This window comes from Roseofilum halophilum BLCC-M91, assembly GCF_030068445.1.
Lineage (GTDB): Bacteria > Cyanobacteriota > Cyanobacteriia > Cyanobacteriales > Desertifilaceae > Roseofilum > Roseofilum halophilum.
The window spans coordinates 19,617-44,679 of sequence record NZ_JAQPOK010000076.1 but is presented as its reverse complement, the minus strand read 5'-3'; the positions used below and the strand labels follow the sequence as shown (position 1 = coordinate 44,679).

Sequence of the window (25,063 nt, the reverse complement as noted above, 5' to 3'; positions counted from 1 at the left end):
TCCCAAATGCCTTTATGGGCTATGGGATAGAGAGGTGCGTAGTTCACCCAAGGAGAATTAATCTCTCAAAGCCAAAATGAAGGGGATTTTTGCAATAGAATCCATGTCTTGTTTATATCTGACTATATTTTGGTTAACTATTATGATGACAACGGGAAGCACGGTAAGTAATATATAGTTCATTCGATTAACAATGAGACTCAGGTTGTAGGGGCGGCCGGAAAGCCCCTACATATACCGGCCTTGTAAATCAATCGAGGTGTCTCAACCTTAATCGAATCGACTATATACTTAAGAGTGGAGGACGATCGCCTCCTTCAACGCTTCCACCAGAGAGCGCACCACAGCCACCATTGCCACCTCATTATCTAACCGGTTAATGGCTGAACCCACGCCAATACCTTGAGCGCCCGCCGCGATCGCCATCGGTGCAGTAACATTAGACAAGCCAGAAGCGCATAAAACAGGAACCTCTACCCCACGGGAAATTTCATAGGCAGCCGCCAAGGTAGGAGCCGCTTTTTCAATTAACCCCAATGTGCCCGAATGGGTAGGTTGACTGCTCGTTCCCCCTTCCGTTTGAATCACATCCGCACCTTCAGCTACCAGCGCTTGAGCTAACTGTACCTGTTCATCCAAGGGTAAAATGTGGGGAACCGTCACCGAGAGCATAATATCGGGAAGCAGCGATCGCACTTCTTGGGTTAGCGCCAACACCTCATCCGCCTCAAATCGCCGTCCTTGGGCGTAAAACGCATCAAAATTCCCAATCTCAATCAAATCCGCTCCCGCGTCCACTGCGGCCACAAATTTCTGCGGCTCAACGGCAGAAACACACAGGGGTAGACCCGTCAAACTGCGGCACAGGCGAACCAAATCCGGATCGGCAGCCATATCGACAAACGTTGCGCCCCCGCGATCGGCCGCCTTAACCACCATCGCTGTGCGATCTGCATCAAAATTCATCAACCCACTAATCACCTTCAGGGCCCGTCCTTGGGCTAAAGCGGGTTGCAGTTGAGGAAGAATCGTCATAAAACCTAATCTCCGATCGCGATAATTAATGTACCCTTAATTGTGCCATGTTGTTTAAGCAAAATTGGGCCAAAATCAATATAAAACCCTTAGACTACCACAGGGGCAAAATCGGGGTAATCGATTCCTGATTCGATTCTGATGCATGACTCCAACTTTGGGGACTCATCTCCTCTGAGTCAACCGTTTTCACTAAGCTTGTACTTTCTGTCCATTGAGCCGCATCAACACCTTGAGAAGCCAGGATTTCAGCCGATCCATCCCACTCATTCTCCTGTTTTCCAGAGGCGATCGCCGGACTAAACCAAACTAAAGCCGTACTCCCACTCGCCCCCAAAATCACCGCTAGGGGAACCAACTCGCTCTTCACCACTTTTACAATCGGAATACAAATCGCTAACATAGCCACCGCACAGGGCCAAATAATCGCAGTAGCCGCAATTTTTGACCCTCGACCTCCTGTATGCCGTTCGACTCGATGCACTTGTTTAACCATAGACTCAGCCTCCAATTCAAGCACGGGTAATCGATAATCGGTAAGCTCTTCGCTTGCCGAACAGAAACGCTCTCCACTGAAAGCGTATACTATAGCAGTTGATAGCAATCCTCAATTACTCCTGACTTCCCACTCCTGACTTCCATGTACCGTAATTTTTGGTCTATTCAATTGCCCAAGTCTTTTCAGAGAGTGGATCATCGTATCGATCGCTTTTGGGCCTTGGGATTTTTGGTAGCCGCCCTCGTGCTATTTACGATTAATTTAGGGGGAGTACCCTTAAGAGATTGGGATGAAGGGACGATCGCCCAAGTCGCTCGTAATATCAGCCGCTCTTCGAGTTGGGAGGGTTGGATCTTTCCCACCTTATCGGGATTGCCCTATTTTAATAAACCCCCCCTGGTTCATTGGTTAATTGCCTTGATGTATCAGGGGGTGGGTGTCAATGAATGGGCCACTCGTTTACCTTCTGCCCTCCTAAGTGCGACCTCCGTTCCTCTCTTTTATGGTCTCGGTTTAGAGCTGTTTCGCCAACGACTACCGGCCCTTTTTTCGACACTGATTTATTTAACCTTATTACCCGTGGTTCGCCATGGCCGGTTAGCCATGTTAGATGGGCCAGTTTTATGTTTTTTACTCCTGATGGTGCTGTTTGCCTTGAAGGGACGGCGCAATCTTGTCTATAGTTTGGGCGTGGGATTAGGCTTGGGTTTAATTGCTCTGACTAAAAGTATTTTAGCCCTGTTGTTAGGCACGATCGCCCTGATTTTTTTAGCCTGGGATACCCCCCGTTTGCTCAAGTCTGAGTATCTGTGGATGGGGATTATCCTGGGTTTGACTCCCGTCACTCTCTGGTATGGTATGCAACTACTCCATTATGGTAACCCGTTTCTAGAAACCGGTTTAGTGCATCAATCCTTAAGTCGCATTTGGCAGTCAGTAGAAAATCGCTCTGGCCCCCCGTGGTATTATCTGTTGGAAATTCTGAAATTATCAGCGCCCTGGTGGTTGATTTTTATTCCTGGTTTGCGATTGGCTTGGCAAAATCGCCGTTGGAGTTGGGGCAAGTTAGTTTTAGTTTGGGCCAGTGTTTATTTTACGGCTATTTCGATCATGAGTACCAAGTTACCTTGGTATGTGCTGCCTTTGTATCCGGCTTTAGCGTTAGCAGGAGGGGCACAACTGACGGAGTTTTGGAGGGCCTATTCCCAAGGAATTCCCCGATTAAAGACCCGGTTTATCCAAACCTTAACCGGGTGTTTTTGCAGCTTGGCCTTAGTCGCTTGGGGCGCTACTTTTTATCTGGCGATCGCTCAAAGAGTTTCCAATTGGATGATTCTTGCAGTGGTGGGATCGGTTGCGGTGACACTGACGGTGGTGAGTTTTTTGTTTCAACAGGGCGATTATCAGTTTGTTGGGATTTTGGCCTGGGGTTGTTATCTTTCCTTATTGCTATTGATGGCTTCTCCCGTTTGGGTGTGGGAACTTGAAGAAGGATTTGCCGTTAAACCGGTTGCCCAAGTGTTAATTGCCCATACTCCTGTGCAACAACCGATTATGACCAATTATCCCCATGGCCGACCATCTCTAGATTTTTATAGCGATCGCCGCTTGATTCCTGCTAAATTCGACCAAATTCTAGCAACTTGGTCTCAATATCCCCAACCCTATCTCCTTTTAGATCCACCGGGGTTACAGGAACTCGAAGCTCGGTTTCCCAACGGAGTCCAACGCTTAGGAGCGGCAGAAGGATGGACATTGGTGACCAAATCTTCAGCCCTTTCCCCTTCCGGTTCGAGTTCCAGCTTATGGATGTAGCGATCGCATAATCTGACTCCCTTCTTCCATCCAATGGGGGATCGGATTCTCTACCGGTTTTACCCGTTCAGTCGCAGCTAAGGCAAAACTAAACAGGACAATACTCACCATCACTGTAATCCAATAGGGGGGTTTAGCACTTCCACAGTCCCTGATCGCCCTCGCTAGGGGATGACTTTGGCGGCGCAATAATTGACTGGAAATAAAAGGTTTCAACATGAATGGATCGCGCACATAATGGCCACTCTTACTGACCACTAATCGTTGCTGACAATAGGGACAGATATAGAGTCCACTGTTCAACTGTTCTAAAGGTAAGACCTGAACTCGATGACAAATGGGACAGGTAGGGGAGTGACTCTCAAAATTAAATGTATCTGCATTCATTGCACTTGATGCGTTGAAAACCCTTTTCATTCTACCCCAGCCCTAGGGAGAAATCAGGTTAAGAATCCTTACTCTTTTGGGGACTTCTCCAGAATGGGTGTGTTCTGGGGTCTTTTTCCTGCATTTCTCCGCTCCAGATCCCTTCACAGGCGTGGATTCAGGAGGTTAGATCGCCCATTAGTCGATCCGAAAGGGGGGAGTCAAGGCTTAGTCGTCACCATTAGCTTCAGATCCGATTTGCTTGAGATGAATATGTTTGCGGCCTAAAGAAATTTCAAACTCATCACCCGGTTGCAGATCCATCTGCTTAGTATAGGCTGCCCCGATCAGTAAGTTACCATTCGATTGCACACTAATCCGATAGCTGGCGCTGCGTCCACCTCGCCCATTCGATGAGTTTTTCCCATCTAGCTCAATTCCTTCAGCGTCGATTAATGCATTGAGGAATTTCATCATATTCACCCGCTCTACCCCACCTTTCGTGGTGGTAGAGTAGCCACATTCTTTGGCTTTATCCTCTTTGCTCAGGTGGTCTAGCTCTTTAACCTTGTTAACTAACTCTTGACCAACTAGAGGTTTCATTTTCTCTGTTTTACTCATCACTTAACGACTTGATTTAGAACTGTTTTCAGTTTAACTGATGTTTGCCGAAAAAAAAAGTTGTTCTTTTCACCGGCTAGTAACAATATATTACAACCTCTCGCACAAAAGTTGACCCATGTCAGAATAAAATCGTGACCTCCGACACCCCGATCCTAACTGAAGCATGGTTAGGAATTTCATCAAGATCATAAGTCCCCCCATCCCATCCATAGATTGCCCAGAAGATGAAGTTGACAACCCGTGGACATTATAGTGTTAAGGCCCTGTTAGATTTAACCTTACAACCGGGATATGGGCCCTCATCTGTACAAGCGATCGCCACTCGTCAACAGATCTCGGCAGCCTATTTAGAAAAACTGCTGATTCAACTGCGAGAAGCAGGTCTAGTTTATTCCCTTCGAGGGGCCCAAGGAGGCTACGGTTTAGCCCATCAACCGGCCCATATTTCTCTAGGGCAAATTCTCGAAGCAGTGGGAGAAACCTTTCCCCCTCTGGCCGATTCTCCTCCCGATAACAATCAAGTGGAAGACTGGGTAACCTATAGCTTATGGAATCGGCTCCATCAAAAACTCAAAGAATCGTTGTATACTATTTCCCTAGAAGACCTGTACTTCGATGCTCGTAGTTGGCAAGCCTCCCAAGGAGAAGCCAGTAATTTTGTGGTTTAGTGCAAAAACTTATGGTGTTCTTCTGGCCTCCGATCGGTTTAGCGATCGCCTCAATTCTAGATTTTCTGATCGGCGATCCTTGGCATTGGCCCCATCCCGTTCAACTAATGGGAAAATCGATCGCCCAAGGAAGTCAGCTTATTCTCAAATGTTGCCACTCTCCCCTAAGCCAACGGTGGGCAGGAGTTGCCCTAGGTCTTACGGTTATAGGCACGGCTGCCCTAGTTAGTGATAGAATCATCGGGCTGGCTAACACGGTTCATCCCCTCCTAGGAATCAGTATCGAAAGTCTACTTCTAGCCAGTTGTTTTGCTGGCAGAAGTTTACACCATGCAGCTCTAGATGTCCTCCATCCTCTACAAGCTGGGGATCTCGACAGCGCCCGTGAAAAGCTCAGTCTGTATGTGGGTCGAGAGACCCAAACCCTAGATGAACCAGAAATTCTTCGAGCTATCCTAGAAACTCTAGCTGAAAATGCCATTGATGGTGTGACAGCGCCCCTATTTTATGCTATTTTGGGCACTCTAATTCCCGGTTTAGGGCCTCTCCCTCTGGCCATGGGGTACAAAGCAGCCAGCACCTTAGATTCCATGATTGGCTATCGAGAACCCCCCTACTTATATATGGGTTGGTTTAGTGCCAAACTCGAAGACTTCCTCACCTGGCTTCCCTGTCGCTTAACAGTGATTACCTTGGGTCTATTATCCGGTCAATTAAAAAAAGTTTGGGCCCTATGTCAACGGGATGCAATCCACGACCCTAGTCCCAATTCTGGATGGAGTGAATGTGTCTATGCGGCCATCCTAGGAGTTCAATTAGGGGGAGTCAATACCTATCGAGGAACGATCAAAATTAAACCCCCTTTAGGCGATCCAATCCACCCCATTACCCCCCACTCCATCACCCAAGCCCTCACCCTCACCCGCTCTTGTTTTTTACTGTGGTTAGGGCTAGGGATTGGTCTGGGATTCGTACTGTAGGATCGCCCACTGGACTGGCTCAGAGCTAACGGGTTGAAGACCCTCGCTTTTTTCACGTGGATCGACGATAATTAAAACATCTATTCTCCCTCTCCTTGCTGCAATAACGCCCTATCTGTCTGCGATCATGACCGCTCAAATTGTTGAAATTCTTGATGCCCACGAAATTCGTCGCACCTTAACTCGGTTAGCCTCCCAGATTATAGAAAAATCTGGGGAATTATCGCAAATTGTGCTATTGGGAATCCATACCCGTGGAGTCCCTTTAGCCCATTTAATTGCCGAACAAATTACGCTGCTCGAACAAACCTCCGTTCCAGTTGGAGCCTTAGATGTTACCTTTTATCGGGATGATTTGGATCAAATTGGTATGCGAACTCCAGCAAAAACGGAAATTCCCCTGGATTTGTCGGGCAAAACCGTAGTTTTAGTGGATGATGTGATCTACAAAGGGCGAACCATTCGAGCGGCCCTGAATGCGGTGAGTGATTATGGTAGACCCGCAGAAATTTGGCTGGTGGTGTTGGTGGACAGGGGTCATCGAGAATTACCCATTCATCCTGATTTTAGTGGGAAACAATTGCCGACCTCTAGGGAAGAAAATGTGAAAGTGTATTTAAAGGAAGTGGATGGCTATGATGCGGTAGAGTTAATTACTCGCAATACCAGTGGAGATGTTTCAGAGTAAAACTGGTAGTACCATAGGGGATGGACAACCGATCCTGGTGCTATGAATTCATACGATCGCCTACAACTATTGCTCTTGAGTGGGAAAGGGGGCGTGGGGAAAACCACCCTATCCTGTGGGTTTGCTCGCTATTGGGGCCAACGGTTCCCCGAAGAGAAAGTTTTACTGCTCTCGACCGATCCGGCCCATTCCTTGGGGGATGTGTTGCAATGTCCGGTGACTGGCGATCGCCTTTCTCTGCCCGATCTACCTAATCTAGAAGTCCAAGCTCTGGATGCAGCCACCTTACTACAAGACTTTAAACAGCGCTACGGTGAAGTCCTACAACTGCTGGTGGAACGGGGAAGTTTTGCCTCGGCCGAAGATTTAACCCCCGTCTGGGATTTAAGTTGGCCGGGACTCGATGAATTAATGGGAATCTTAGAAATTCAGCGTCTGTTGCGGGAGGAAGAGGTAGACCGGGTGGTGGTGGATATGGCCCCTAGTGGCCATGCACTCAACCTGTTGGGATTAATGGATTTTCTCGATCAGTTTTTAGAAGCGCTGGATTTATTCCAGGAAAAGCACCGCGCTATCAGTGAAGCGTTTACCGGTCGCTATCAGGGGGATCGGGGGGATGAGTTTTTACAGGACATGAAAGGGGATCTGCAAACGGGACGGGCCTTATTGCAAGATCGAGACCGCACCCGTTGCGTGGTGGTGGGAATTGCTGAAGCCATGAGTTTAGAAGAAACCCGGCGGTTTGTCACGTCTCTACAAGGGTTGCAGATTCCTTTGGGTGGGGTTTGGGTGAATCGGTTGGTAGCGGGATCGGAGGATTTATCCCCAGGAGATCGAGACCGCTATGCAGAGCAGCAGCAGATTCTCCCCGGATTTCAGGAACTGGTGCAGGGTTTGCCCCTTTTGGGGATCGCTCAATTGGCTACTCCTCCCTTGGGAGGTGAAGCGTTAGATCGAGTGATGGCGCAGATGTCTCCGGTGACGATGCAGGATGGGGCACAGAGCGCCTTAACTGAGGTGACTTGGCCCGATCGCATCCCACCGAGTTTACCCGATTTTATTGACCAACAGCGCCGCTTAACGATTGTTGGGGGTAAAGGCGGAGTGGGTAAAACTACTGTGGCGGCGGCGATCGCCTGGGGAATGGCAAAAACCCACCCCGAAAGACGAGTGCGGGTGATTTCTATCGATCCGGCCCATTCCTTGGGGGATGCCTTCGGCCAGCCTTTAGACCACGATCCCCAGGCGATCGATCTCCCCAATCTCACGGCCGCTGAAATTAATTCTCAAGTTCTCCTCAATCAATTTCGCGAAGCCTATTTGTGGGAACTCGCTGAAATGATTAGTGGCGATTCTCCCACCCAGGAAAACCTAAAATTACTCTATGGCCCGGAAGCTTGGCGCAAACTGGTCTCCCTCTCTTTTCCTGGAATTGATGAAATCTTAGCTCTCTTAGCTGTGATGGAACTCTTAGAGAGTCAAGAGCAAGATTTAATCATCCTGGATACTGCTCCCACTGGCCACTTACTGCGATTTCTAGAAATGCCCACAGCCCTAGCCGACTGGTTAGCCTGGGTGTTCAAATTATGGATTAAATATCAAGATGTTCTCGGACGTACCGAGTTTATGGGCGAACTCCGCACCCTGAGAAAACGGGTAGTTACAGCCCAGAAAAAGCTCAAGGATCGTGAGCATACTGAATTTATTGGGGTGGTACAGAATCAACCGGCGATTTTAGCGGAACACCATCGATTAAGTACATCGTTGAAGGATCTAGAGGTTAATCAAAACTATGTGGTTTGGAACTATAGTTGCGATCGTCATGACCAATTGGGTTTTGATAGCGAGCAAACTGTGATTCATCTTCCTCCCTTGCCTCGCTCTGTTGAACCTCTGGTGCGTATTCAAGGAGCGGCACGATTACTGTTTGAAACTCTTTGAATCGTCTTGAACCGTCTTGAACCGTCATCCTAGAGGTGGACTAGGAAAAGACTGGGCTGAGGTTCAGGTTTTGAGCGTCATTAGCCTGCTGATTGGCTAGGGACTTGAGATTGACCCAAACTTTGTAGCCTTGCTCAGAGCAAGTAATGCAGCTTCTGATGTTTTGTTCAGCCATGTCACAGGCATAGCCATAGGCTTGTAGACGTTTCTCTTGGTTGTAAGAACGGACGTAAGTATACATTTCATTCTGGTAGGACATGGCTTCCTGGACACCATCGTTCCAGTATTTGAAGGGTTTTACGAATTGTTCTTGGATGATTGAGGGTAAACTAACAGACATAACCGGCTCCTAATAAATTCCTTGCTTGTGTGTTCCTTATGTAAATCATCATAGGATGTGAATGTGAAAAACCTGTGAAAGCCTAGATTCACATCCCTCTATAAACAGTTTACATAACTTTACGTTTTTTAGGAAAGGTTTATATATGACTTTTTTGGTATACTGAGATACAAAAATCCAGGGAATCATCAGGATTGCTAACCAGAGAGTTTAAAAATTCCATTCAATCCTCAGACGTAAGGTTGAATTGAGCTGACATAACTCACTAAAATTTCGAGACAATTGCCGATCGCCCCTAAATGGGCAATTTCATAGCCATGGGTATTCTGGGTGGGGAAGCCCAGACACGCGCCACGAGCCACATGACCGAGCTTCATGGCGATCGAGGCATCACTACCAAAGCCACTGAGAATCGCCCGTTGGATGGGAATTTGGGCAGTTTCAGCGGCCTGCTGTAATTCCTGATTTAAGCCCTCATCGTAGAGTCCATAACTATCTTGGGAGAGCAGAACCGGAGCCACCCCATCGGCGATCGGATATTCTGGAGCTAAAGGGCAAATTTCCAGAGCGATCAAGGCTTCTAAGCGATGGTGCTGGCTAAAATATAAGGCTCCCATGGCTCCCACCTCTTCCTTCGCCGAAGCCACCAAATAGACATCGATGGGAGGTTCTTTGACGCGCTCGGCCAGGGCTAAGAGGATGGCAACAGAGGCCTTATTATCCAACGTATAACTAGCAATATAATCATGTAACCGCATCGCCCGCTTGCGGTGTTTCCCCACGACCACGCGAGTTCCCGGACGCACCCCAGCCTCTTGTAACTGCTCCTGAGTGAGCTTGGTTTCGATCCAAACCTTTTCCCACTCTACAGGTTTCGTTTCCTGCTGTACCTTTTGGGGAGACTCATGGGAAACATGGCGGGAGCCAAAACTGAGGATACCGGAAATCGTGCGGCGATCGCCCAAAATATCCACCACCCCCTCCCCATACACCCAAGGAAACGAACCTCCGAGTCTAGCCACCTCCAACCGTCCCTGGGGTTTGATGCGCTTAACAATAGCGCCAATTTCATCCTTATGGGCCGTAATGGCGATCGCCCCACTCCCCTCTTTACCAGGAATTTTAGCAATCACATTATCGGCCAAATCCACCGTCACCTCCACCCCCAAGCGTTCAAACTCCGCCAACAGAAACCGAGTCATCTCCCCCTCAACTCCGCTTGGAGAATGGAGCATCACCAACTCTTCAATCCGTTTAAACCAACCATCCGAGTCCATTCATCCCAGTCCATATAATATTTGCATTTCATATCATCCCATTCTCCGTGTCCCCGTGTCCCCGTGTCCCCGTTTCTTCCTCACTCCTGTTCTTTCACAAACCCACTATAGGCTTCCATACTATGTTCGCTCAGATCCAAGCCCTCTTGCTCCTCCATGGGACTCACTCGTATCCCCACAGTAAAACTGAGGCTCAACCACAACAGCAAACTAAACGCAATCATGGCAAACCCAACGGCCAGCACCCCCAATAACTGATTAAGTAACTGAGAATAGCCGCCCCCCAAAAGCAAGCCGGCCAAGGGGCCCGCCGTTTCACCATACCAAGGATAAATATCGGGGCCCACGCTAAACAAGCCCAGTGCCAATGTTCCCCAGATCCCACAGACCAAATGGACAGAAATCGCCCCTACCGGGTCATCAATGCGCCATTGTTCCAAATACACGACAGAAAAGACCACAATGATGCCAGAGATTATGCCAATGGCGATCGCGCTCCCCATATTGACATAAGCACACGATGCCGTAACAGCAACTAACCCAGCCAAGATCCCATTAATAATCATCGTCAGATCCGGCTTACCAAAATAGAACCAAGAAACCACCGTAGCGGTTACCCCACTAGCGGCCGCTGACATATTCGTAGTCAGAATAATATGGGTAATCGCTTCAGGATCGGCCGTTAACGTCGAACCCGGATTAAATCCAAACCATCCCAACCACAAAATCAGACACCCTAGGGTAGAAATCGCTAAATTATGGCCCGGAATGGCAGCAATTTGCCCATCTGGATATTTATCCATGCGCGGCCCCAATAAAACCGCCCCCATAAAAGCTCCCCATCCGCCCACAGAATGAACAACAGTCGAGCCAGCAAAGTCCCAAAAGCCCAGTTGGGAGAGCCATCCATCGCCCCAAATCCAATGGCCAATAATGCTGTAAGCCAATCCCACTAAGCCCACGCTAAACAGGATAAAGGCGGCAAATTTAATCCGTTCGGCCACAGCTCCAGAGACAATCGTCGCGGCCGTCCCCGCAAAGGCCAGTTGAAAGAAAAATTTGGCTTTCAGGGGAATGGCAGCCCAATCTAGGGAGCGATAGATCCCTTCGTAAGCTTCTCCCACGGCTGGACTATTGTCAGGGCCACTGAGGAAAAATCCTTGCAGTCCAATAAAGGGGTTACCATCGCCAAACATCAAGGCAAAGCCAGTGGCCCAAAAGGCCAGAGAGGATAAGGCGAACACAATCAGATTTTTTGCTAAAATATTAACAGCACTTTTATGGCGGCAAAAGCCTGTTTCTAGCATGGCAAAGCCAGCATTCATAAAAAACACCAGCACTCCAGCAAAAATCACCCACAACGTATTGAGGATGATTTGCATTTGATCGGGGATGTCACTACTCAAACCATTTGGAGTCTGGGCTTGGGCGATCGCCTGCCATCCCAAAGGAATTAAAGCCGTCATCACTCCCAGACTTGCCCAAAACCAGAGTGAGTGTTCCTTAATACTTATTTTTGGGTAAGTTGCCTGCCTGAAAACCTTGAGCTTAAATCGCAAATACTGTTTTTTCATCTCTTAAATACACGGATCTTGGGTAAACAATTTAAGTGTCATTGGGAACTTTGGCAAGGGATTGATTCTTCCTACTTTTGGGAAGTCCCATAAGCAGAGTCCATCCGATCTTAATCCTCTAAGCTTTAATTTTGCCTAGAAAATTCGACTCTTAAATGCATTAAATGATACAGAATTTTTGTACTGTTTTCTGTTATACCGAATCTTGAGGAAAACTTTAAAAACAGTTAATCAAAAGATTAAGTTATAAACTTAGCTTATAGTTCTGAATTTGCACAATGTTACTCTAAATCAAGTTGTCTAATCCTTCTATGACTAATCCAAGAGCAACTGTCCTTTTATGCCAACCCTGCGACTTCCAACGGTGGGTATGGCAAAGAGTGTTAATCTCCCAAAATTTGGCAGTGATTCTGTCGGCATCAGCCGCCAGCTTATCTGAGCAACTACAGGAGATTAACTCTAGCACTAAAACCCGGCCCCATGTGATTCTCATGGATCGACAAACGCCAGATTTAGATCCAGAACAATTCTGTCGTGGCTCCCTAGAGAATAATAACCCAGTGCCGGTGATTCTCTTAGAAAGCAGTGAGGCGGAAATTAACCATCAGCAACGACAAGCAGCGATCGCCTATGGAGCGATCGATATTCTCCCCCCCTTTGAACCCGATACCCTAGCCCTAAAAGTAATTGCAGGTACTAAAAAAGTATTATCCGCTCTGGGAGGATTAACCATTCACAACGATCCCCTAGTCTCCTGTCTGCTGGAGTTAAAACAAGATCTTGAAAACGCCCAATCCCTATCAACTCCATCCTTGGCCAACTCCCTGAACAATCATGAAGTGGTAGAGCATCCTGTGGACTCTTTTGCCCCATCGGAGAGCAACTCCAAGACGCTCCCCCCTCTGCAACCTGTGCCTTCTCTAGGTAACTCAGAGAAAAACGCTTTAGAAAAAGCCCGTCATAAACGAGTCTATCGAGGCAGAGTGTACTAAGGAGATGGGGAGATGGGGAGATGGGGGGATACAGAAATGACCAGTTACCCATTACCTAGCGCGAAGCGCTATAACTATTTCAACTGTTTATCCCAAACCCCTACATAAATGCGGCCATCGCTTTCGAGTTGAATGACACCGTTAAAGTTTTCGTGGGAGAAATCATAATATTGGCTTTGGCCTTGTAGCACGCGCTCAAATTGGTCGATCACTTCTAGAGGTGCATTGCTGCCTAATAAACCGTTAACCAGAACCCGGCTGATAAATCGGTCAATGGTGGGGTCAAAAGAGACTTCGGTTTGTCGAATCTGGCGACTATTCGCATCGACTAAATATCCTAATTGAATTTTGCCTAAATCATAACTGATGGCTTCGGTTCCCCAAAGTCCTGATGTGGTCTGGGTCGGTTCTCCAAGGGCCTCTAGCACTTCTGCTTCTGAGGTTCCTGGGGGAAACCCTCTGGCAACGGGAGGGGGAGAGGGTTCGGTAGGTTGGGGTGTGGGGGTGGGAATGGGGGCGGGAGGGGGTACGGGTGCGGGTGTAGGGGTGGGTACTGGAGAGGGTTTAGGTTGAGGTGCGGGTGTGGGGGTGGGCACTGGAGAGGGTTTAGGCGAGGGTGAGGGTGTGGGGGTGGGTACTGGAGAGGGTGTGGGGGTGGGTTTAGGCGTTGGTGAGGGGGAAGGGGTGGGTTTAGGCGTTGGCGAGGGCGAAGGTTGGGGACTAGGGGAAGCAATGGGATCAGAGGGGCGGTTGGCCAGTTGTAGGGTGGCGGTTACTCCTCCAATTAAAGCAGCGATCGCCACGAATCCTACAATAGGTAGCCAAACAGACGGCCGAGGTTCCGTGGTGGTTTGAGGGGTGGCGGTTCCTGATGCAGCCGGGGAACTCTGATGGGGTGGGGATGGGGGAACTAAGGCAATGGTTGCAGCTTGGCTGGTGGATGAGGGGGTGGGGGTTGTGCTTTGGGGGGTGGTGGGCAGAGCGGTGAGCGAGCTTTGGGGCAATAACTGAAGCCATTGGGGAATGGTTTGGGGTCGGTCTTCGGCATTTAGGGCCATTCCCCGCAGTACCGCTTGGTTAATGGCAGGACTCAGATGGGGTTGTAGGTCTCTGGGGCTTGGCATTTGGTGGCGATCGCGTAAAATAGAGGCGATCGGGATTCTGGCGGTCAGTAAGGTATAGAGGGTGGCCGCTAGTCCATAGACATCTGTGGCAGCACTGCGACGCTGCGATCGCATATACTGCTCGATGGGAGCATAACCTTCCGAGACCAAACTGGTATGGGTTTGGGGTGAATTTTGCTCGTATTCCCTAGCAATACCAAAATCAATCAGGACAACTTCTTGGGTTCCTTCCCGGAGAAGGATGTTTTGGGGCTTAATATCCCGATGTAACAAGCCTTTTTGATGTACTCCCTCTAGGGCGGCTCCAATTTGGCGAATATAATGGATGGCCACGGCTTCATTTAAGGGGCGATCGGGATGGACTAATTCTGCTAATGTTGGGCCTGGAATATAATCCATGACCATATAGGGCATCCCATCTTCGGTAAAGAAATCACTCACCCGCACAATATGGGGATGCACACAGAGGGCTAACCGGCGAGCCTCATCTTGAAACTTTTGAACAAACTCCTGAAAATTCGGTTGTTTACGGATTGACTGATTCAGGGTTTTAATCACCACGACTTGATGCAAATAGTGATGAGTGGCCTTAAATGTCAATCCAAACCCCCCTTGACCGAGTTCTTCGTCAAGGGTATATTTTCCTCCCTGTAAGGTTTTAACCATAGTTTCAGATGTTGTGGCTATTGCCTAAAAAGCATTGAAAGGTGAGATCGTTTTGATTGTAGTGCAAAGAAAGAGTGCATTCAGGAAAGTTCCCCTAGTTAACGAGAGATAGGAAGATCGGGCGATCGGGGGGGGGACTATACTTTACAATACCAAAGCTTAACCTAACGATTACCTATTTATGAATGTAACGCCCTAGACTAGCAAGGGAACCAACTCAATAGACCCGGATTTTGGCATGGTTTCTTCATTTCTGCCGACCTCTAACTCTCAAATCCAGTTCCGTGAATTGCTCGAAGACCTCTATAAAGGTCGGAGTTTAGTAGACTTTGTTGCCGGCCAAATGATCCCGTTGCATTCTACCGATATTTGGGTGGTTTGCCGGGGGGTGATCGGTTTAAGTGTCGTTCAAGTCGATGGTGATGAATCGTTGTTAGGCTTTGCTGTGCCTTCTATGCCGTTTGGTCTGCCCTTAACTATGATGGAAAGGGACTGTTATCAAGCTATTGCCCTTTCTAATGTTGGGTTAATGCGGTTTAGCCTGGCTGAAATGGAAAAATCCCCTCTTCTATGCCGCAGTTTATGGCATCAATTGGAGCGTCGTTTACGGCAAACTGAGGCGATTCTTGCTTTGGTGGGTCATCGGCGCGTGAAAGAGCGCTTAGAAGAATTGCTGTTATTATTAGCCCAGGAAATGGGCCAGCCGACAAGGGACGGGCAAGGGATACGCCTACCGGTGAAGTTGACTCATCAGAATTTAGCGAATACGATTGGCACAACTCGGGTAACTGTGACGCGGTTGATGAAAGAGTTACGCCAAGATGAGTGGTTAAGCTTAGACTCCCAGCGTTATATTACGATCCAAAAATTTTGATATCCTTGCCAGCTTCCGCGTTCGCTAAAGGCTGGGGATTCTGATGAATTGTTTAATATTGTTTAATGGTGATAGGCTCCCGGTTCGGGTTGGAAGGGGGCGATTTTTTCGGTGACGTTGAGTCCGAGTTGTTCTAATAAGGTTTTTAAGACGAGATCGATTTCTAAGCGTAAGTAGTGTGGGGTAATTTCGACGGGAATATGACGATTTCCGAGATGATAGGCAGCTCGCAGGAGACCGATCGCCGTTTCGGAGGTCACTTCTAAGACGGGTTCCGGTTTGGCGATCACTTTCACTAGGGTATCGGCGATCGCCGTTTGCAAGAGGTCGCCATCTTGGAGAATGGTTCCTCTGGGTAATCGTAACTCAACACTGATGCCGTCTGGAGTTTGGGTCTGATAGCGACTGCGGGTTCGCTCCCAAGCGGTTAAAGGTAGGGTAAAGGCGATCGGGGAAGTCTCTAACTCCAAAGAGCGATCGGTGAGCGTAATTAAGGTCATGGGGGAGTGGCAAAGAGTGAATGGGGGAGTGGGGGATATGGAAACCGGGCGATCGCCGATCGCCAATTCTCCATTTTCCCATTCCCCTTTTGAGAGAGAATAGACACTGTTGTGATCGATCGAGGAAAGTTGGGGCATGAATTTTCAGTCAGTCATTACTACCTTAAATCAGTTTTGGGCCGATCGCGGGTGTTTGGTGGTTCAGCCCTATGATACGGAGAAAGGGGCAGGAACCATGAGTCCCCATACGTTTCTGAGGGCGATCGGGCCAGAACCTTGGTTTGTCGCCTATGTAGAACCCTGTCGTCGTCCCACTGATGGACGCTATGGCGAAAACCCCAACCGTTACCAGCACTATTACCAGTATCAGGTACTGATGAAACCCTCTCCCGATAATATTCAGGACATTTACCTCGACTCCTTACGGGTTCTCGGTATTCAGCCGGAAGACCATGATATTCGCTTCGTGGAAGATAACTGGGAATCTCCCACCCTCGGCGCTTGGGGAGTGGGTTGGGAAGTTTGGCTCGATGGCATGGAAGTGACCCAATTTACCTATTTTCAGCAATGTGGAGGCATTGATTGCCATCCCGTTGCCATTGAAATTACCTATGGTTTAGAGCGTTTGGCTATGTATTTGCAAAGCGTGGAAGCGCTGGCGGCAATCCAATGGAGCGATCGCCTAAACTATGGAGATATTCACCTGCAAGGAGAGATCGAACAATGTACCTACAATTTTGAAGCCTCCAATCCAGAGTTACTCTTTAAGTTGTTTGCACTCTATGAACAAGAAGCCACTCAACTGATTGACAAAGGCTTAGTCACTCCCGGTTTAGACTATGTTCTCAAATGCTCCCATAGCTTTAACCTCCTCGATGCCAGGGGCGCGATCGCCGTAACAGAACGAACCCGCTATATCGGCAGAATTCGCACATTAGCCCGCAAGATTGCCCACATCTATCTGGAGCAACGGGAAAAATTAGGCTTTCCACTATCAATGAAAAATGGGTAATGGGTAATGGGTAATGGGTAATGGGTAAATCGGGTTTTTCCTATTCCCTATTGGCGACTAATCAAAGCCGACTAAACTTTCCACCATTTCCAAACCCTTACGCACGACTTCGGCAGACTCACGGAGGGCAGCAATTTCTGACTTTTCTAGGGGTAACTCTAGGATCTGCTCAATCCCCTTGTATCCCAATTTACAGGGAACGCCCATATAGATATCATTTAAACCATATTGGCCTTGCAGATATCCGGCTACAGGCATAAAGCGGGATTGATTGTGCAACACCGCTTCCACCATCAGACAGACTGAGGATGCAGGTGCATAATAAGCGCTACCCGTTTTCATCAGTTGCACAATTTCCGCACCGCCTTTGCGGGTGCGATCGACGAGGCGATCGATGGTTTCTGTCTCCATCAGTTCGGTAATGGGAATCCCCCGAACCGTAGAAAAACGAGGCAGGGGAACCATTAAGTCCCCATGTCCTCCTAATACCAGAGTTTGAATATCGGCGATCGAGCATCCTAACTCTAGGGAGATAAAGGTTTCAAACCTTGCCGAATCGAGAACTCCTGCCATTCCCATCACCCGACTGGGATCGAGACCACTGACTTTCCACGCCAAATAGGTCATCACATCTAGGGGATTCGTCACCAAAATAAAGATGGCTTCGGGACAGTGCTTGACCGCCTCTTTGACAGCAGATTTAACGATTTTGGCATTGATTTCGATCAACTCTTCTCGACTCATGCCAGGTGTGCGGGGTTTCCCTGCGGTAATCACGACTATATTGCAACCGACCAAATCCGCATAATTGTTGCTACCGATCAATTGGCGATCGTGGTGTTCGACTCCCCGTGCTTCCATGAGATCTAAGGCGATGCCCTGGGGCATCCCTTCGATCACATCCAAGAGAACCACGTCGGCTAAGTCTTTCTCTGCAATTCGTTGCGCCAGAGTGCTGCCAACTTTTCCGGCTCCAATGACACCGACACGGGGATTGATCGATTGATTCGCTTTAACCATGGCCAAGTCTCGTTTTTTGTTATTTGAACAACTCTAGTTGATCGACACGCAGCCAAATATTGGGGGTAGGAACCTGACCAAATTTGACTAGAGCGTAGTCACCTTTGATGTCCATGATCTCGCCTTGGGTTTCAAAAATGTAGGGAGGAAAACGGGTATCGCTTGCGGAAGCTTCTAGGGAATTTTCCAGTTTTTCTTGGATAGCCCGTACCATTGAACCTTTTTTAATTGCTGCTGCCATAATCAATTCAGGACGTATGTTTCAAAACTTCCCTAATATGATACCAAGGAGCGATCTGGATTTATGGCTTGATTTTACCGGTTATTTTCGTGAAGGGATTTAATTTTAGATTTAAATCAGAAAGGACACCGACGACTGGCCGTGTTTCGTCTCGGTGTCCTCACTGGTTCGCTCCTCACACGATAGTCAATATAACTTACTCACTTGGGTTTGTCATCCCTTGAAGAAAATTTTTTCATCGGATGGATCGGGGCAGGCTCTGGACTTGATTACCATTCTGGGGGGGCACTCAGGGTTAAGCCTTGTTCTAGTAAGGTTTTTAGGGTTTTTCCGCCCATGGCCAATAATCCTAAACGACTGAGGGAAAGTGGGGGATTTTCCTTTAATGTCGATCCCCAAATGCGGCAATTTTGCTCAAATCTCAGGATATCTTGACTTAAGGTTCGAGTTAAGGACAAAAGGCGCGAGGCGGTAGGCTCGTCATGGAGAGTATCCCAGATATAGAGTAGGGAGCGGATTAAGGTGTGTTCGCTGGGGTGAACGAGTTGAAAGTAGCCGCCATCTAACCAAGGTATGGGATGAGGTTGGACGATCTTTAATGTAGATGGTTCTAGAGCAATTAAGCCCCCATGCTCTGCTAAACGTAGGAGGGCACAACAGCGAGCATGGGCAACTTGCCAGGTCAATACTTCTGGGGAATGGGGATCGACGAAGGGGGTATGATGGGCAAGGGTTAAGGGAGTGAGCGGCAGAGCTTGCAGTTGCTTGACTAAAGCGAGATCGCCATAATGAAATTGAATCCAACCGGGAGAACGTAGAGAGAGGGAAAACCCGGATAAATGCTCTTGAACAGAGAGGAACTCAAGCAGTTCTTCTGCCAGATCGACAGGAGGGCGATCGCTGTAGGCTGATAATTTCAGGGCGATCGCCGATTGATAGCCTAACGGTTGATGCTCTGGCAACAGTTCCACCGGGATCTGCTCCCAGCTTAAACCGGCGAAGGATGCTTCGATTCCCTGATGAATGGCTACTTGCAGACTCTGTTTCATTTGATGATAACCAATGGTTTTCCTTACTGTTGACTGAAGGTGCTGATGGTTTTCAAGGGCAAAAAATTGTGTATTCTTTAGAAAGAGAAAGAGCTTTTCCAGGAGCCGGGAGTCATGGAGTCATCTCCTTGTGCCCATTCCCCATTCCCCCATTCCCCTTTGATGTTAGAAACCTGTATCCTAATCACCCTATTGCTGGGATTTTTCGGTATTATCCTGAAAAAGAACCTGGTAATGAAGATTATCTCCATGGACGTGATGAGTACCGGAGTGATCGCCTACTATATTTTGATCGCCTCACGAGAGGGGCTGTTTACGCCCATTTTAGATGAAACTAAAACCGTTGAGTATGCCGATCCGGTTCCCCAAGCGGTGATTTTAACGGCAATTGTAATCGGCTTTTCCATTCAAGCGCTGATGCTTGTGGGGGTGATGAAACTGGCAAAAGATAACCCAACCTTAGAAACGAAGGCGATCGAGAAAAACTATACACCATGACCATCCTGACGATCGCCTGGCTTATTCTTCCGTTTATTGTCGGATTAGGGATTTACCTCCTACCGAGACTAGATTGGGTTCTGGCTTTTGGGGTAACCCTAGTCTCTTTTGCCTATGCTACGTTTGTGTTTCGGCAACCGGAACCCATTGCCCTGGAACTGCTCGATAGTTTTGGCGTTACCCTGATGGCCGATCGCCAAAGTGCCTTCTTTATCCTCACTAATGCCTTCGTCTGTACGGCTGTGCTGCTCTACTGTTGGCGCAGTAATAAAACTCCATTTTTTTATACCCAGCTCACGATCTTACAGGGCAGTGTAAACTCAGTCTTTATCTGTGCTGATTTTCTCAGTGTCTATGTGGCCTTAGAAGTGATTAGCATCGCCGCGTTTTTGTTGATTACTTATTCGAGAAGCGATCGGGTAATCTGGGTAGGATTGCGCTATCTCTTTGTCAGTAATGTGGCCATGCTATTTTACTTGGTGGGAACTGTCCTAGTGTATAAAGCCAACAACTCCTTTGCTTTTGGGGGCCTCACCAATGCTCCCACGGAGGCGATCGCCCTAATCTTTTTGGGACTGCTGGCCAAAGGCGGTATCTTTATATCCGGACTCTGGTTACCCCTCACCCACTCAGAATCAGAAACTCCAGTTTCCGCCCTACTCTCAGGCGTGGTGGTGAAAACTGGAGTCTTTCCCCTGGTTCGCTGTGCCCTGATGTTAGAAGATATTGACCCCATTGTGCGCTTCTTTGGTGTAGGCACTGCCCTATTAGGAGTCAGTTATGCCGTATTTGAGCAAGATATTAAGCGCATGTTAGCCCTCAGTACCATTTCTCAATTGGGCTTTATTCTGGCTGCTCCCGAAGTGGGAGGCTTCTACGCCCTTACCCATGGGCTGGTCAAATCGACCCTCTTCCTAATTGGGGGAAATTTACCGAGTCGGAACCTAAAAGAATTGCAACATAACCCGATGCCGAATTCTCTGTGGATCGCCCTCACCTTGGCGAGTTTCTCCATCTCTGGCTTTCCCTTGCTCTCGGGTTTTGGGGCGAAAGTCCTGACGATGAAAAACCTTCTGCCTTGGCAAACGATCGCCATGAATATTGCTGCTTTGGGAACAGCAAGTATGTATGGAAAATTAATCTTTTTACCCCATGAACGATTAGAAGAGGGCGGTAAAAAGAAATCGATCGGTTTCTGGTTGGCGATCGCGATCTTAATCGGTGGACTCATGGGCGTGAGTGCCTTCTATTATCAAGCTTATACCCTAGCCAACATCGTCAAACCTCTCGCAACTATTGCCCTCGGTTGGCTCGTCTACTTGCTCATCTTGCGCCAGACAACCGTCAGACTCCCCCGGATGCTCGAACAGTTTGACCACCTGATGGGGATGATGAGTTTAATGCTTTTGCTGCTGTTCTGGATGGTCTTACCCTGATTGGAGATCTCGAAGATCTCCAGATTAGTGGACTTAAGAGATTGATGGTTTTCAAAGACCGGAAATTGTGTATTCTTTATAAAGAGCTTTCCAGAGCATAGCCCATACCCCTGACCCCGTAAGCCCTGTTGATGTTAGAAGCCTGTATCCTAATCCCCCTATTCCTTGGATTTTCCAGCATTATCCTGAAAAAAAACCTGGCGATCGCGAAAAACTATACACTATGACTATTTTAACCATCGCCTGGCTTATTCTTCCCTTTATTGTCGGATTCGGGATTTACCTCCTACCGAGACTAGATTGGTTTCTAGCCTTTGGAGTCACCCTAGTCTCCGTTGCCTATGCCACATTTGTGTTTCGACAACCGGAAGCGACTCCCCTAGAACTGCTCGATAGTTTTGGTGTTACCCTACTCATCGATGAGCAAAGTGGTTTCTTTATATTAACCAATGCCCTAGTCTGTGCGGCAGTGCTGCTCTACTGTTGGCGCAGTAATAAAACTCCATTCTTTTATACTCAGCTCACTATCTTACAGGGCAGCGTAAACTCAGTCTTTATCTGTGCCGACTTCCTCAGTGTCTATGTGGCCTTAGAAGTGATTAGCATCGCCTCATTTCTGCTGATTGCTTATCCGAGGAGCGATCGCTCAATTTGGGTCGGTCTACGTTATCTCTTTGTCAGTAATGTAGCCATGCTCTTCTACTTGGTGGGAACGATCCTAGTGTATAAAGCCAACAACTCCTTTGCTTTTGCGGGCCTAACCAATGCTCCCACGGAGGCGATCGCCCTGATCTTTCTGGGACTGCTGGCTAAAGGGGGGATCTTTATTTCCGGACTCTGGTTACCCCTCACCCACTCAGAATCAGAAAGCCCCGTTTCTGCCCTGCTCTCAGGAGTTGTGGTGAAAACAGGAGTCTTTCCCCTAGTGCGCTGTGCCCTGATGTTAGAAGATATTGACCCCATTGTGCGCTTCTTTGGCGTGGGAACGGCTGTATTAGGAGTGGGCTATGCCGTGTTTGAAAAAGATATCAAACGCATGTTAGCCTTTCACACCATTTCCCAATTGGGCTTTATCCTTGCAGCCCCCGAAGTGGGAGGCTTCTACGCCCTCACCCACGGATTGGTGAAATCCGCTCTCTTCCTAATTGGAGGCAATTTACCCAGTCGGAACCTGAAAGAATTGAAACAGAAACCCATTCCCAATCCCATGTGGATTGCCCTTACCCTGGCGAGTTTCTCCATCTCCGGTTTTCCCCTGCTGGCTGGTTTTGGCGCAAAAGTCCTCACCATGAAAACCCTGCTCCCTTGGCAAGTCATCGGCATGAATATCGCCGCCTTGGGAACTGCCATTTCCTTCGCTAAACTGATCTTTTTGCCCCATAGAGCGGCAAAAGAGGGAGATAAAAAACAATCGATTGGCTTTTGGTTAGCCGTGGTAGTCTTAATCGGTGGACTTGTGGGTGCAAACGTGGTTTATTATCAAGCCTATACCCTAGCCAACATTGTTAAACCCCTGGCCACGATCGCCCTGGGTTGGCTCGCCTACTTTCTCATCTTTCGCCAGTCAATGGTCAAACTGCCTCGGATGCTCGAACACTTTGACCATCTCATGGGGATGATGAGTTTAATGTTGTTGCTGCTGTTCTGGATGGTCTTGCCATGATTGGATACCTGGATCTAATACTACGATTGACCATCTGGTTTCTGCTCACTTCCGATGTGAGCCGGGCCAATATTATTATTGGCGTTGCTGTGGCTTTGCTCTTACCGCGATCGGTGACTGCGCCAGCCGTTTTAAAAGATTGGTTACATGCTCTGTGGGAGATTCTAGTCGCCATTCCCATCGCTTACAAGGAGGCGATCGAGTTGATGGTGCGCCCCCATCAAGAAGAAGAGACGACCCTAGAGCAGGTCAAACCCAACCGCACTCCCGGATTAATCTTTTTAGATATTTTCTTAATTACTTTTACCCCCAAAACCATCGTCGTCAGGTATCAGGCTAGGGGGTGGTATGAAGTTCACTGGGTGAGACGGAGGAAAAGCAGATGACGATAATTTTGGTTTTAATGATTTTTGCCCTGTTAATTCCCCTATATGAGGCTTGCCAGGATGATAATATTTGGCAGAAAATGTTGGCCTTTGCCAGTATTGCCACCAAAACCTCGATGATGATCTTAATTGTCTCGGTGTTGCGGGATGATTGGATGATTGGGGTGGTAGGGGTGATTATTTTAAGCGTGGGCAATGCGGCCTTAATGTTATTAGCCCATGTGATTAAACGGATGGGGGAAGAATGATTACAACCTTGAGTTATGTCTGTATGGGCGTGGGAATCGTGTTCTGGTTTTGGGGCACTTGGCCTCTAGTGGGCGATCGCTCCGTTTTGTTTAAACTCCATAGTCTTTCGGTCGCGGATACTTTGGGTTCTATGAGTATGATTATCGGTTTGTTGCTCCAAATTCCCAGGGAATGGCCATTACTGGTGTTGGGCATTATTTCTCTAGCGATTTGGAATACCGTGTTGGGATATGTGTTGGCCTATTGTTCCAGTGGGGGGAATGATGACGACTGATATCTCGACGTTATTAATTATCGCCCTGTTGCCATTGGCTGCCGGTCTAGTTGTTCTTCAGAAGAATCCCTATCATGCGTTGGTGATTCGGGGGATCTTGGGAGCAGTAGCCGCCCTAGTCTATGCCGTGCTGGGTGGGGCAGATGTGGCCTTGACTGAGGCTCTGGTAGGGACAATGCTGGCTATTACTTTATATGCGGTAGCGGTGCGATCGTCTTTGGTGATGCGTTTGGGGATGATTTCTGAGGGCATAGATGAGAAAAATCCCCAGTTTGAAGCTTTGATGGATGGCTTACAGCAGACGTTGGATAAATATCATATGCGCCTCGATTTGGTTTCCTATGGCGATCGCACAAGCCTGGATCGGGCCCTGATCGATAAGGAAATTCACGCCACTTGTATTCCTTCTGGAGAGGAGAAAACGGCAAAACCCTATCATACGACGATTCGGGTAGAACGGCTTTATGAAATTATGCAGACGGAGTTACCTAATGAGGTCACCAGTTTATCTATGCCTAGCCTTGAAAAGAGATCTTAACGGCCAAGGGAGAAATGGTATGAGTAGGAGGAAAAGGGGATGAAATGGCTTTATTTGGCAGCAGGGCTGATTTTTTTAGTGAAAATGTTGGTGATGAAAAATCCGACATTGGAGGGTTTAGAAATCTCCATGGTGGAGTTGGTGGTTCAAGATAGTGGCGTGCCGAATGCGGTTTCAGGCATTATTTTTAGAAATCGGCTCTACGATACGATCTTTGAGGTGGTGGTGTTTACGATCGCCATTATGGGCGCAAAATTCTTATTAGCCAATGAGCAACCCTCAGCCATGGTGCGCCAGTTTACCGACCAACCCTCGATTGTTTTAGCTCGTTTAGGGGCAACTATCTCTGCTTTAGTCTGTATTGAGTTGGCTATTCGCGGCCATCTGAGTCCAGGAGGAGGATTTGCGGCTGGTGTTGCAGGGGGAACGGCGATCGGTTTAATTGCCATTACTTCGCCGTCAGAATGGATGGAACAGATTTATGAGCGTTGGAAAGCCTCCACCTGGGAAAAGGTCTCGGTTTTAATCTTTATTGTCTTAGCTGCCATTACGTTAGTTGGTCTAGAACTACCCCAAGGAGAGTTAGGTACACTCGTAAGCGGTGGAATTATTCCCTTTTTGAATATTTTAGTCGCCCTGAAAGTTGCTTTAGGATCGTGGGCAGTGATTCTGGTTTTTATCCGTTATCGCGGTCTGTTGTAAGTCTCTCTCTATAGCTCTGCTTCGCGCGGCAG

At 48.1% G+C, this 25,063-nt stretch carries 28 protein-coding genes; 16 read left to right on the top strand and 12 right to left on the bottom strand.

What is annotated here, in order from left to right; all coding sequences use genetic code 11:
* Positions 1 to 291 precede the first annotated feature (291 nt).
* Together PJF56_RS09635 and PJF56_RS09630 are read right to left on the bottom strand one after the other, a co-directional pair.
* On the bottom strand, positions 292 to 1,035 hold the full coding sequence (locus tag PJF56_RS09635) for a DUF561 domain-containing protein (protein WP_283762454.1): 744 nt from the start codon (positions 1,033 to 1,035) through the stop codon (positions 292 to 294).
* 94 nt (positions 1,036 to 1,129) lie between these two features.
* Positions 1,130 to 1,531 (bottom strand): hypothetical protein, encoded by a 402-nt coding sequence (locus tag PJF56_RS09630; protein WP_283762453.1) that lies wholly within the window; start codon positions 1,529 to 1,531, stop codon positions 1,130 to 1,132.
* A 144-nt stretch (positions 1,532 to 1,675) separates the two neighbouring features.
* Here PJF56_RS09630 and PJF56_RS09625 point away from each other — a divergent pair, with 144 nt between their 5' ends.
* The gene (locus PJF56_RS09625; RefSeq protein ID WP_283762452.1) at positions 1,676 to 3,349 is read left to right on the top strand and encodes an ArnT family glycosyltransferase; all 1,674 of its coding nucleotides are present in this window, start codon (positions 1,676 to 1,678) and stop codon (positions 3,347 to 3,349) included.
* On the opposite strand, the gene PJF56_RS09620 is transcribed toward PJF56_RS09625, so the two are convergent.
* Together PJF56_RS09620 and PJF56_RS09615 are read right to left on the bottom strand one after the other, a co-directional pair.
* Positions 3,338 to 3,736: a hypothetical protein gene (locus tag PJF56_RS09620; protein ID WP_283762451.1), complete on the bottom strand. Its 399-nt coding sequence runs from the start codon at positions 3,734 to 3,736 to the stop codon at positions 3,338 to 3,340. The genes PJF56_RS09625 and PJF56_RS09620 overlap by 12 nt on opposite strands.
* 207 nt (positions 3,737 to 3,943) lie before the next feature.
* Positions 3,944 to 4,336: an AbrB family transcriptional regulator gene (locus PJF56_RS09615; protein ID WP_347179508.1), complete on the bottom strand. Its 393-nt coding sequence runs from the start codon at positions 4,334 to 4,336 to the stop codon at positions 3,944 to 3,946.
* 227 nt (positions 4,337 to 4,563) lie between these two features.
* On the opposite strand from PJF56_RS09615, the gene PJF56_RS09610 reads away from it, so the two are divergent.
* The 4 genes from PJF56_RS09610 (at position 4,564) to PJF56_RS09595 (ending at position 8,616) form a co-directional block, all read left to right on the top strand.
* The gene (locus tag PJF56_RS09610; RefSeq protein WP_283762449.1) at positions 4,564 to 5,007 is read left to right on the top strand and encodes an Rrf2 family transcriptional regulator; all 444 of its coding nucleotides are present in this window, start codon (positions 4,564 to 4,566) and stop codon (positions 5,005 to 5,007) included.
* Positions 5,008 to 5,018: 11 nt separating this feature from the next.
* A complete protein-coding gene (cbiB, locus tag PJF56_RS09605) occupies positions 5,019 to 5,987 on the top strand; it encodes an adenosylcobinamide-phosphate synthase CbiB (RefSeq protein ID WP_283762448.1) in 969 nt (322 codons plus the stop codon).
* Positions 5,988 to 6,114: 127 nt separating this feature from the next.
* The gene (gene pyrR, locus PJF56_RS09600; RefSeq protein WP_283762447.1) at positions 6,115 to 6,675 is read left to right on the top strand and encodes a bifunctional pyr operon transcriptional regulator/uracil phosphoribosyltransferase PyrR; all 561 of its coding nucleotides are present in this window, start codon (positions 6,115 to 6,117) and stop codon (positions 6,673 to 6,675) included.
* Between the two features lie 42 nt (positions 6,676 to 6,717).
* Entirely contained in the window at positions 6,718 to 8,616 is a 1,899-nt protein-coding gene (locus PJF56_RS09595; RefSeq protein WP_283762446.1) for an ArsA family ATPase, read from the top strand.
* A 40-nt stretch (positions 8,617 to 8,656) separates the two neighbouring features.
* Here the strand turns inward: PJF56_RS09595 and PJF56_RS09590 are convergent, their stop codons facing one another.
* The 3 genes from PJF56_RS09590 to PJF56_RS09580 all read right to left on the bottom strand — a co-directional run bounded on the left by PJF56_RS09590 (position 8,657) and on the right by PJF56_RS09580 (position 11,807).
* Positions 8,657 to 8,956: a hypothetical protein gene (locus PJF56_RS09590; protein WP_283762445.1), complete on the bottom strand. Its 300-nt coding sequence runs from the start codon at positions 8,954 to 8,956 to the stop codon at positions 8,657 to 8,659.
* Between the two features lie 230 nt (positions 8,957 to 9,186).
* The gene (locus tag PJF56_RS09585; RefSeq protein WP_283762444.1) at positions 9,187 to 10,233 is read right to left on the bottom strand and encodes a M42 family metallopeptidase; all 1,047 of its coding nucleotides are present in this window, start codon (positions 10,231 to 10,233) and stop codon (positions 9,187 to 9,189) included.
* An 80-nt stretch (positions 10,234 to 10,313) separates the two neighbouring features.
* Positions 10,314 to 11,807 (bottom strand): ammonium transporter, encoded by a 1,494-nt coding sequence (locus PJF56_RS09580; RefSeq protein WP_283762443.1) that lies wholly within the window; start codon positions 11,805 to 11,807, stop codon positions 10,314 to 10,316.
* 311 nt (positions 11,808 to 12,118) lie between these two features.
* Here PJF56_RS09580 and PJF56_RS09575 point away from each other — a divergent pair, with 311 nt between their 5' ends.
* Entirely contained in the window at positions 12,119 to 12,799 is a 681-nt protein-coding gene (locus PJF56_RS09575; RefSeq protein ID WP_283762442.1) for a PleD family two-component system response regulator, read from the top strand.
* A gap of 74 nt (positions 12,800 to 12,873) precedes the next feature.
* Here the strand turns inward: PJF56_RS09575 and PJF56_RS09570 are convergent, their stop codons facing one another.
* Positions 12,874 to 14,589, bottom strand: coding sequence for a serine/threonine protein kinase (locus PJF56_RS09570; RefSeq protein ID WP_283762441.1), 1,716 nt, complete (start codon positions 14,587 to 14,589; stop codon positions 12,874 to 12,876).
* Between the two features lie 238 nt (positions 14,590 to 14,827).
* Between PJF56_RS09570 and PJF56_RS09565 the strand changes: the two genes are divergently transcribed.
* A complete protein-coding gene (locus PJF56_RS09565; protein ID WP_283762440.1) occupies positions 14,828 to 15,463 on the top strand; it encodes a Crp/Fnr family transcriptional regulator in 636 nt (211 codons plus the stop codon).
* A gap of 62 nt (positions 15,464 to 15,525) precedes the next feature.
* Here the strand turns inward: PJF56_RS09565 and ureE are convergent, their stop codons facing one another.
* Positions 15,526 to 16,101 carry an urease accessory protein UreE gene (gene ureE / locus PJF56_RS09560; RefSeq protein WP_283762439.1) on the bottom strand — a complete coding sequence of 192 codons (576 nt, stop codon included), beginning with the start codon at positions 16,099 to 16,101 and terminating at the stop codon, positions 15,526 to 15,528.
* Between ureE and glyQ the strand changes: the two genes are divergently transcribed.
* The gene (gene glyQ, locus PJF56_RS09555; RefSeq protein ID WP_283762438.1) at positions 16,100 to 16,975 is read left to right on the top strand and encodes a glycine--tRNA ligase subunit alpha; all 876 of its coding nucleotides are present in this window, start codon (positions 16,100 to 16,102) and stop codon (positions 16,973 to 16,975) included. The two genes, ureE and glyQ, sit on opposite strands and share 2 nt — an antisense overlap.
* Positions 16,976 to 17,032: 57 nt before the next feature.
* Here the strand turns inward: glyQ and mdh are convergent, their stop codons facing one another.
* The 3 genes from mdh to PJF56_RS09540 form a co-directional block, all read right to left on the bottom strand.
* A complete protein-coding gene (gene mdh / locus PJF56_RS09550) occupies positions 17,033 to 17,995 on the bottom strand; it encodes a malate dehydrogenase (protein WP_283762437.1) in 963 nt (320 codons plus the stop codon).
* 19 nt (positions 17,996 to 18,014) lie between these two features.
* Entirely contained in the window at positions 18,015 to 18,236 is a 222-nt protein-coding gene (gene ndhO / locus PJF56_RS09545) for an NAD(P)H-quinone oxidoreductase subunit O (protein WP_283762436.1), read from the bottom strand.
* Positions 18,237 to 18,505: 269 nt separating this feature from the next.
* Positions 18,506 to 19,285: a hypothetical protein gene (locus PJF56_RS09540; RefSeq protein ID WP_283762435.1), complete on the bottom strand. Its 780-nt coding sequence runs from the start codon at positions 19,283 to 19,285 to the stop codon at positions 18,506 to 18,508.
* A 162-nt stretch (positions 19,286 to 19,447) separates the two neighbouring features.
* Here PJF56_RS09540 and PJF56_RS09535 point away from each other — a divergent pair, with 162 nt between their 5' ends.
* The 8 genes from PJF56_RS09535 (at position 19,448) to PJF56_RS09500 (ending at position 25,031) form a co-directional block, all read left to right on the top strand.
* Complete coding sequence (locus PJF56_RS09535) at positions 19,448 to 19,783, top strand: cation:proton antiporter subunit C (RefSeq protein ID WP_347179510.1); 336 nt, start codon at positions 19,448 to 19,450, stop codon at positions 19,781 to 19,783.
* Complete coding sequence (locus PJF56_RS09530; RefSeq protein WP_283762433.1) at positions 19,780 to 21,219, top strand: cation:proton antiporter; 1,440 nt, start codon at positions 19,780 to 19,782, stop codon at positions 21,217 to 21,219. The genes PJF56_RS09535 and PJF56_RS09530 overlap by 4 nt, the downstream gene beginning before the upstream one ends.
* A 223-nt stretch (positions 21,220 to 21,442) precedes the next feature.
* Entirely contained in the window at positions 21,443 to 22,882 is a 1,440-nt protein-coding gene (locus tag PJF56_RS09525; RefSeq protein WP_283762432.1) for a cation:proton antiporter, read from the top strand.
* On the top strand, positions 22,879 to 23,268 hold the full coding sequence (locus PJF56_RS09520; protein ID WP_283762431.1) for a hypothetical protein: 390 nt from the start codon (positions 22,879 to 22,881) through the stop codon (positions 23,266 to 23,268). The genes PJF56_RS09525 and PJF56_RS09520 overlap by 4 nt, the downstream gene beginning before the upstream one ends.
* Entirely contained in the window at positions 23,265 to 23,516 is a 252-nt protein-coding gene (locus tag PJF56_RS09515) for a hypothetical protein (protein ID WP_283762430.1), read from the top strand. Before PJF56_RS09520 ends, PJF56_RS09515 begins: the two co-directional genes overlap by 4 nt.
* The gene (locus tag PJF56_RS09510; protein WP_283762429.1) at positions 23,513 to 23,791 is read left to right on the top strand and encodes a monovalent cation/H(+) antiporter subunit G; all 279 of its coding nucleotides are present in this window, start codon (positions 23,513 to 23,515) and stop codon (positions 23,789 to 23,791) included. Before PJF56_RS09515 ends, PJF56_RS09510 begins: the two co-directional genes overlap by 4 nt.
* On the top strand, positions 23,778 to 24,329 hold the full coding sequence (locus tag PJF56_RS09505; protein WP_430540880.1) for a DUF4040 domain-containing protein: 552 nt from the start codon (positions 23,778 to 23,780) through the stop codon (positions 24,327 to 24,329). Before PJF56_RS09510 ends, PJF56_RS09505 begins: the two co-directional genes overlap by 14 nt.
* Positions 24,330 to 24,368: 39 nt before the next feature.
* Entirely contained in the window at positions 24,369 to 25,031 is a 663-nt protein-coding gene (locus PJF56_RS09500) for a Na(+)/H(+) antiporter subunit B (protein WP_283762427.1), read from the top strand.
* Positions 25,032 to 25,063: the final 32 nt, after the last annotated feature.

What these genes read in the sequence shown, in the direction of transcription:
- PJF56_RS09635 (WP_283762454.1), bottom strand. Translation starts at nt 1,035, where the DNA reads ATGACGATTCTTCCTCAACTGCAACCCGCTTTAGCCCAAGGACGGGCC.
- PJF56_RS09630 (WP_283762453.1), bottom strand. Translation starts at nt 1,531, where the DNA reads ATGGTTAAACAAGTGCATCGAGTCGAACGGCATACAGGAGGTCGAGGG.
- PJF56_RS09625 (WP_283762452.1), top strand. Translation starts at nt 1,676, where the DNA reads ATGTACCGTAATTTTTGGTCTATTCAATTGCCCAAGTCTTTTCAGAGA.
- PJF56_RS09620 (WP_283762451.1), bottom strand. Translation starts at nt 3,736, where the DNA reads ATGAATGCAGATACATTTAATTTTGAGAGTCACTCCCCTACCTGTCCC.
- PJF56_RS09615 (WP_347179508.1), bottom strand. Translation starts at nt 4,336, where the DNA reads ATGAGTAAAACAGAGAAAATGAAACCTCTAGTTGGTCAAGAGTTAGTT.
- PJF56_RS09610 (WP_283762449.1), top strand. Translation starts at nt 4,564, where the DNA reads ATGAAGTTGACAACCCGTGGACATTATAGTGTTAAGGCCCTGTTAGAT.
- cbiB (WP_283762448.1), top strand. Translation starts at nt 5,019, where the DNA reads ATGGTGTTCTTCTGGCCTCCGATCGGTTTAGCGATCGCCTCAATTCTA.
- pyrR (WP_283762447.1), top strand. Translation starts at nt 6,115, where the DNA reads ATGACCGCTCAAATTGTTGAAATTCTTGATGCCCACGAAATTCGTCGC.
- PJF56_RS09595 (WP_283762446.1), top strand. Translation starts at nt 6,718, where the DNA reads ATGAATTCATACGATCGCCTACAACTATTGCTCTTGAGTGGGAAAGGG.
- PJF56_RS09590 (WP_283762445.1), bottom strand. Translation starts at nt 8,956, where the DNA reads ATGTCTGTTAGTTTACCCTCAATCATCCAAGAACAATTCGTAAAACCC.
- PJF56_RS09585 (WP_283762444.1), bottom strand. Translation starts at nt 10,233, where the DNA reads ATGGACTCGGATGGTTGGTTTAAACGGATTGAAGAGTTGGTGATGCTC.
- PJF56_RS09580 (WP_283762443.1), bottom strand. Translation starts at nt 11,807, where the DNA reads ATGAAAAAACAGTATTTGCGATTTAAGCTCAAGGTTTTCAGGCAGGCA.
- PJF56_RS09575 (WP_283762442.1), top strand. Translation starts at nt 12,119, where the DNA reads ATGACTAATCCAAGAGCAACTGTCCTTTTATGCCAACCCTGCGACTTC.
- PJF56_RS09570 (WP_283762441.1), bottom strand. Translation starts at nt 14,589, where the DNA reads ATGGTTAAAACCTTACAGGGAGGAAAATATACCCTTGACGAAGAACTC.
- PJF56_RS09565 (WP_283762440.1), top strand. Translation starts at nt 14,828, where the DNA reads ATGGTTTCTTCATTTCTGCCGACCTCTAACTCTCAAATCCAGTTCCGT.
- glyQ (WP_283762438.1), top strand. Translation starts at nt 16,100, where the DNA reads ATGAATTTTCAGTCAGTCATTACTACCTTAAATCAGTTTTGGGCCGAT.
- ureE (WP_283762439.1), bottom strand. Translation starts at nt 16,101, where the DNA reads ATGCCCCAACTTTCCTCGATCGATCACAACAGTGTCTATTCTCTCTCA.
- mdh (WP_283762437.1), bottom strand. Translation starts at nt 17,995, where the DNA reads ATGGTTAAAGCGAATCAATCGATCAATCCCCGTGTCGGTGTCATTGGA.
- ndhO (WP_283762436.1), bottom strand. Translation starts at nt 18,236, where the DNA reads ATGGCAGCAGCAATTAAAAAAGGTTCAATGGTACGGGCTATCCAAGAA.
- PJF56_RS09540 (WP_283762435.1), bottom strand. Translation starts at nt 19,285, where the DNA reads ATGAAACAGAGTCTGCAAGTAGCCATTCATCAGGGAATCGAAGCATCC.
- PJF56_RS09535 (WP_347179510.1), top strand. Translation starts at nt 19,448, where the DNA reads ATGTTAGAAACCTGTATCCTAATCACCCTATTGCTGGGATTTTTCGGT.
- PJF56_RS09530 (WP_283762433.1), top strand. Translation starts at nt 19,780, where the DNA reads ATGACCATCCTGACGATCGCCTGGCTTATTCTTCCGTTTATTGTCGGA.
- PJF56_RS09525 (WP_283762432.1), top strand. Translation starts at nt 21,443, where the DNA reads ATGACTATTTTAACCATCGCCTGGCTTATTCTTCCCTTTATTGTCGGA.
- PJF56_RS09520 (WP_283762431.1), top strand. Translation starts at nt 22,879, where the DNA reads ATGATTGGATACCTGGATCTAATACTACGATTGACCATCTGGTTTCTG.
- PJF56_RS09515 (WP_283762430.1), top strand. Translation starts at nt 23,265, where the DNA reads ATGACGATAATTTTGGTTTTAATGATTTTTGCCCTGTTAATTCCCCTA.
- PJF56_RS09510 (WP_283762429.1), top strand. Translation starts at nt 23,513, where the DNA reads ATGATTACAACCTTGAGTTATGTCTGTATGGGCGTGGGAATCGTGTTC.
- PJF56_RS09505 (WP_430540880.1), top strand. Translation starts at nt 23,778, where the DNA reads ATGATGACGACTGATATCTCGACGTTATTAATTATCGCCCTGTTGCCA.
- PJF56_RS09500 (WP_283762427.1), top strand. Translation starts at nt 24,369, where the DNA reads ATGAAATGGCTTTATTTGGCAGCAGGGCTGATTTTTTTAGTGAAAATG.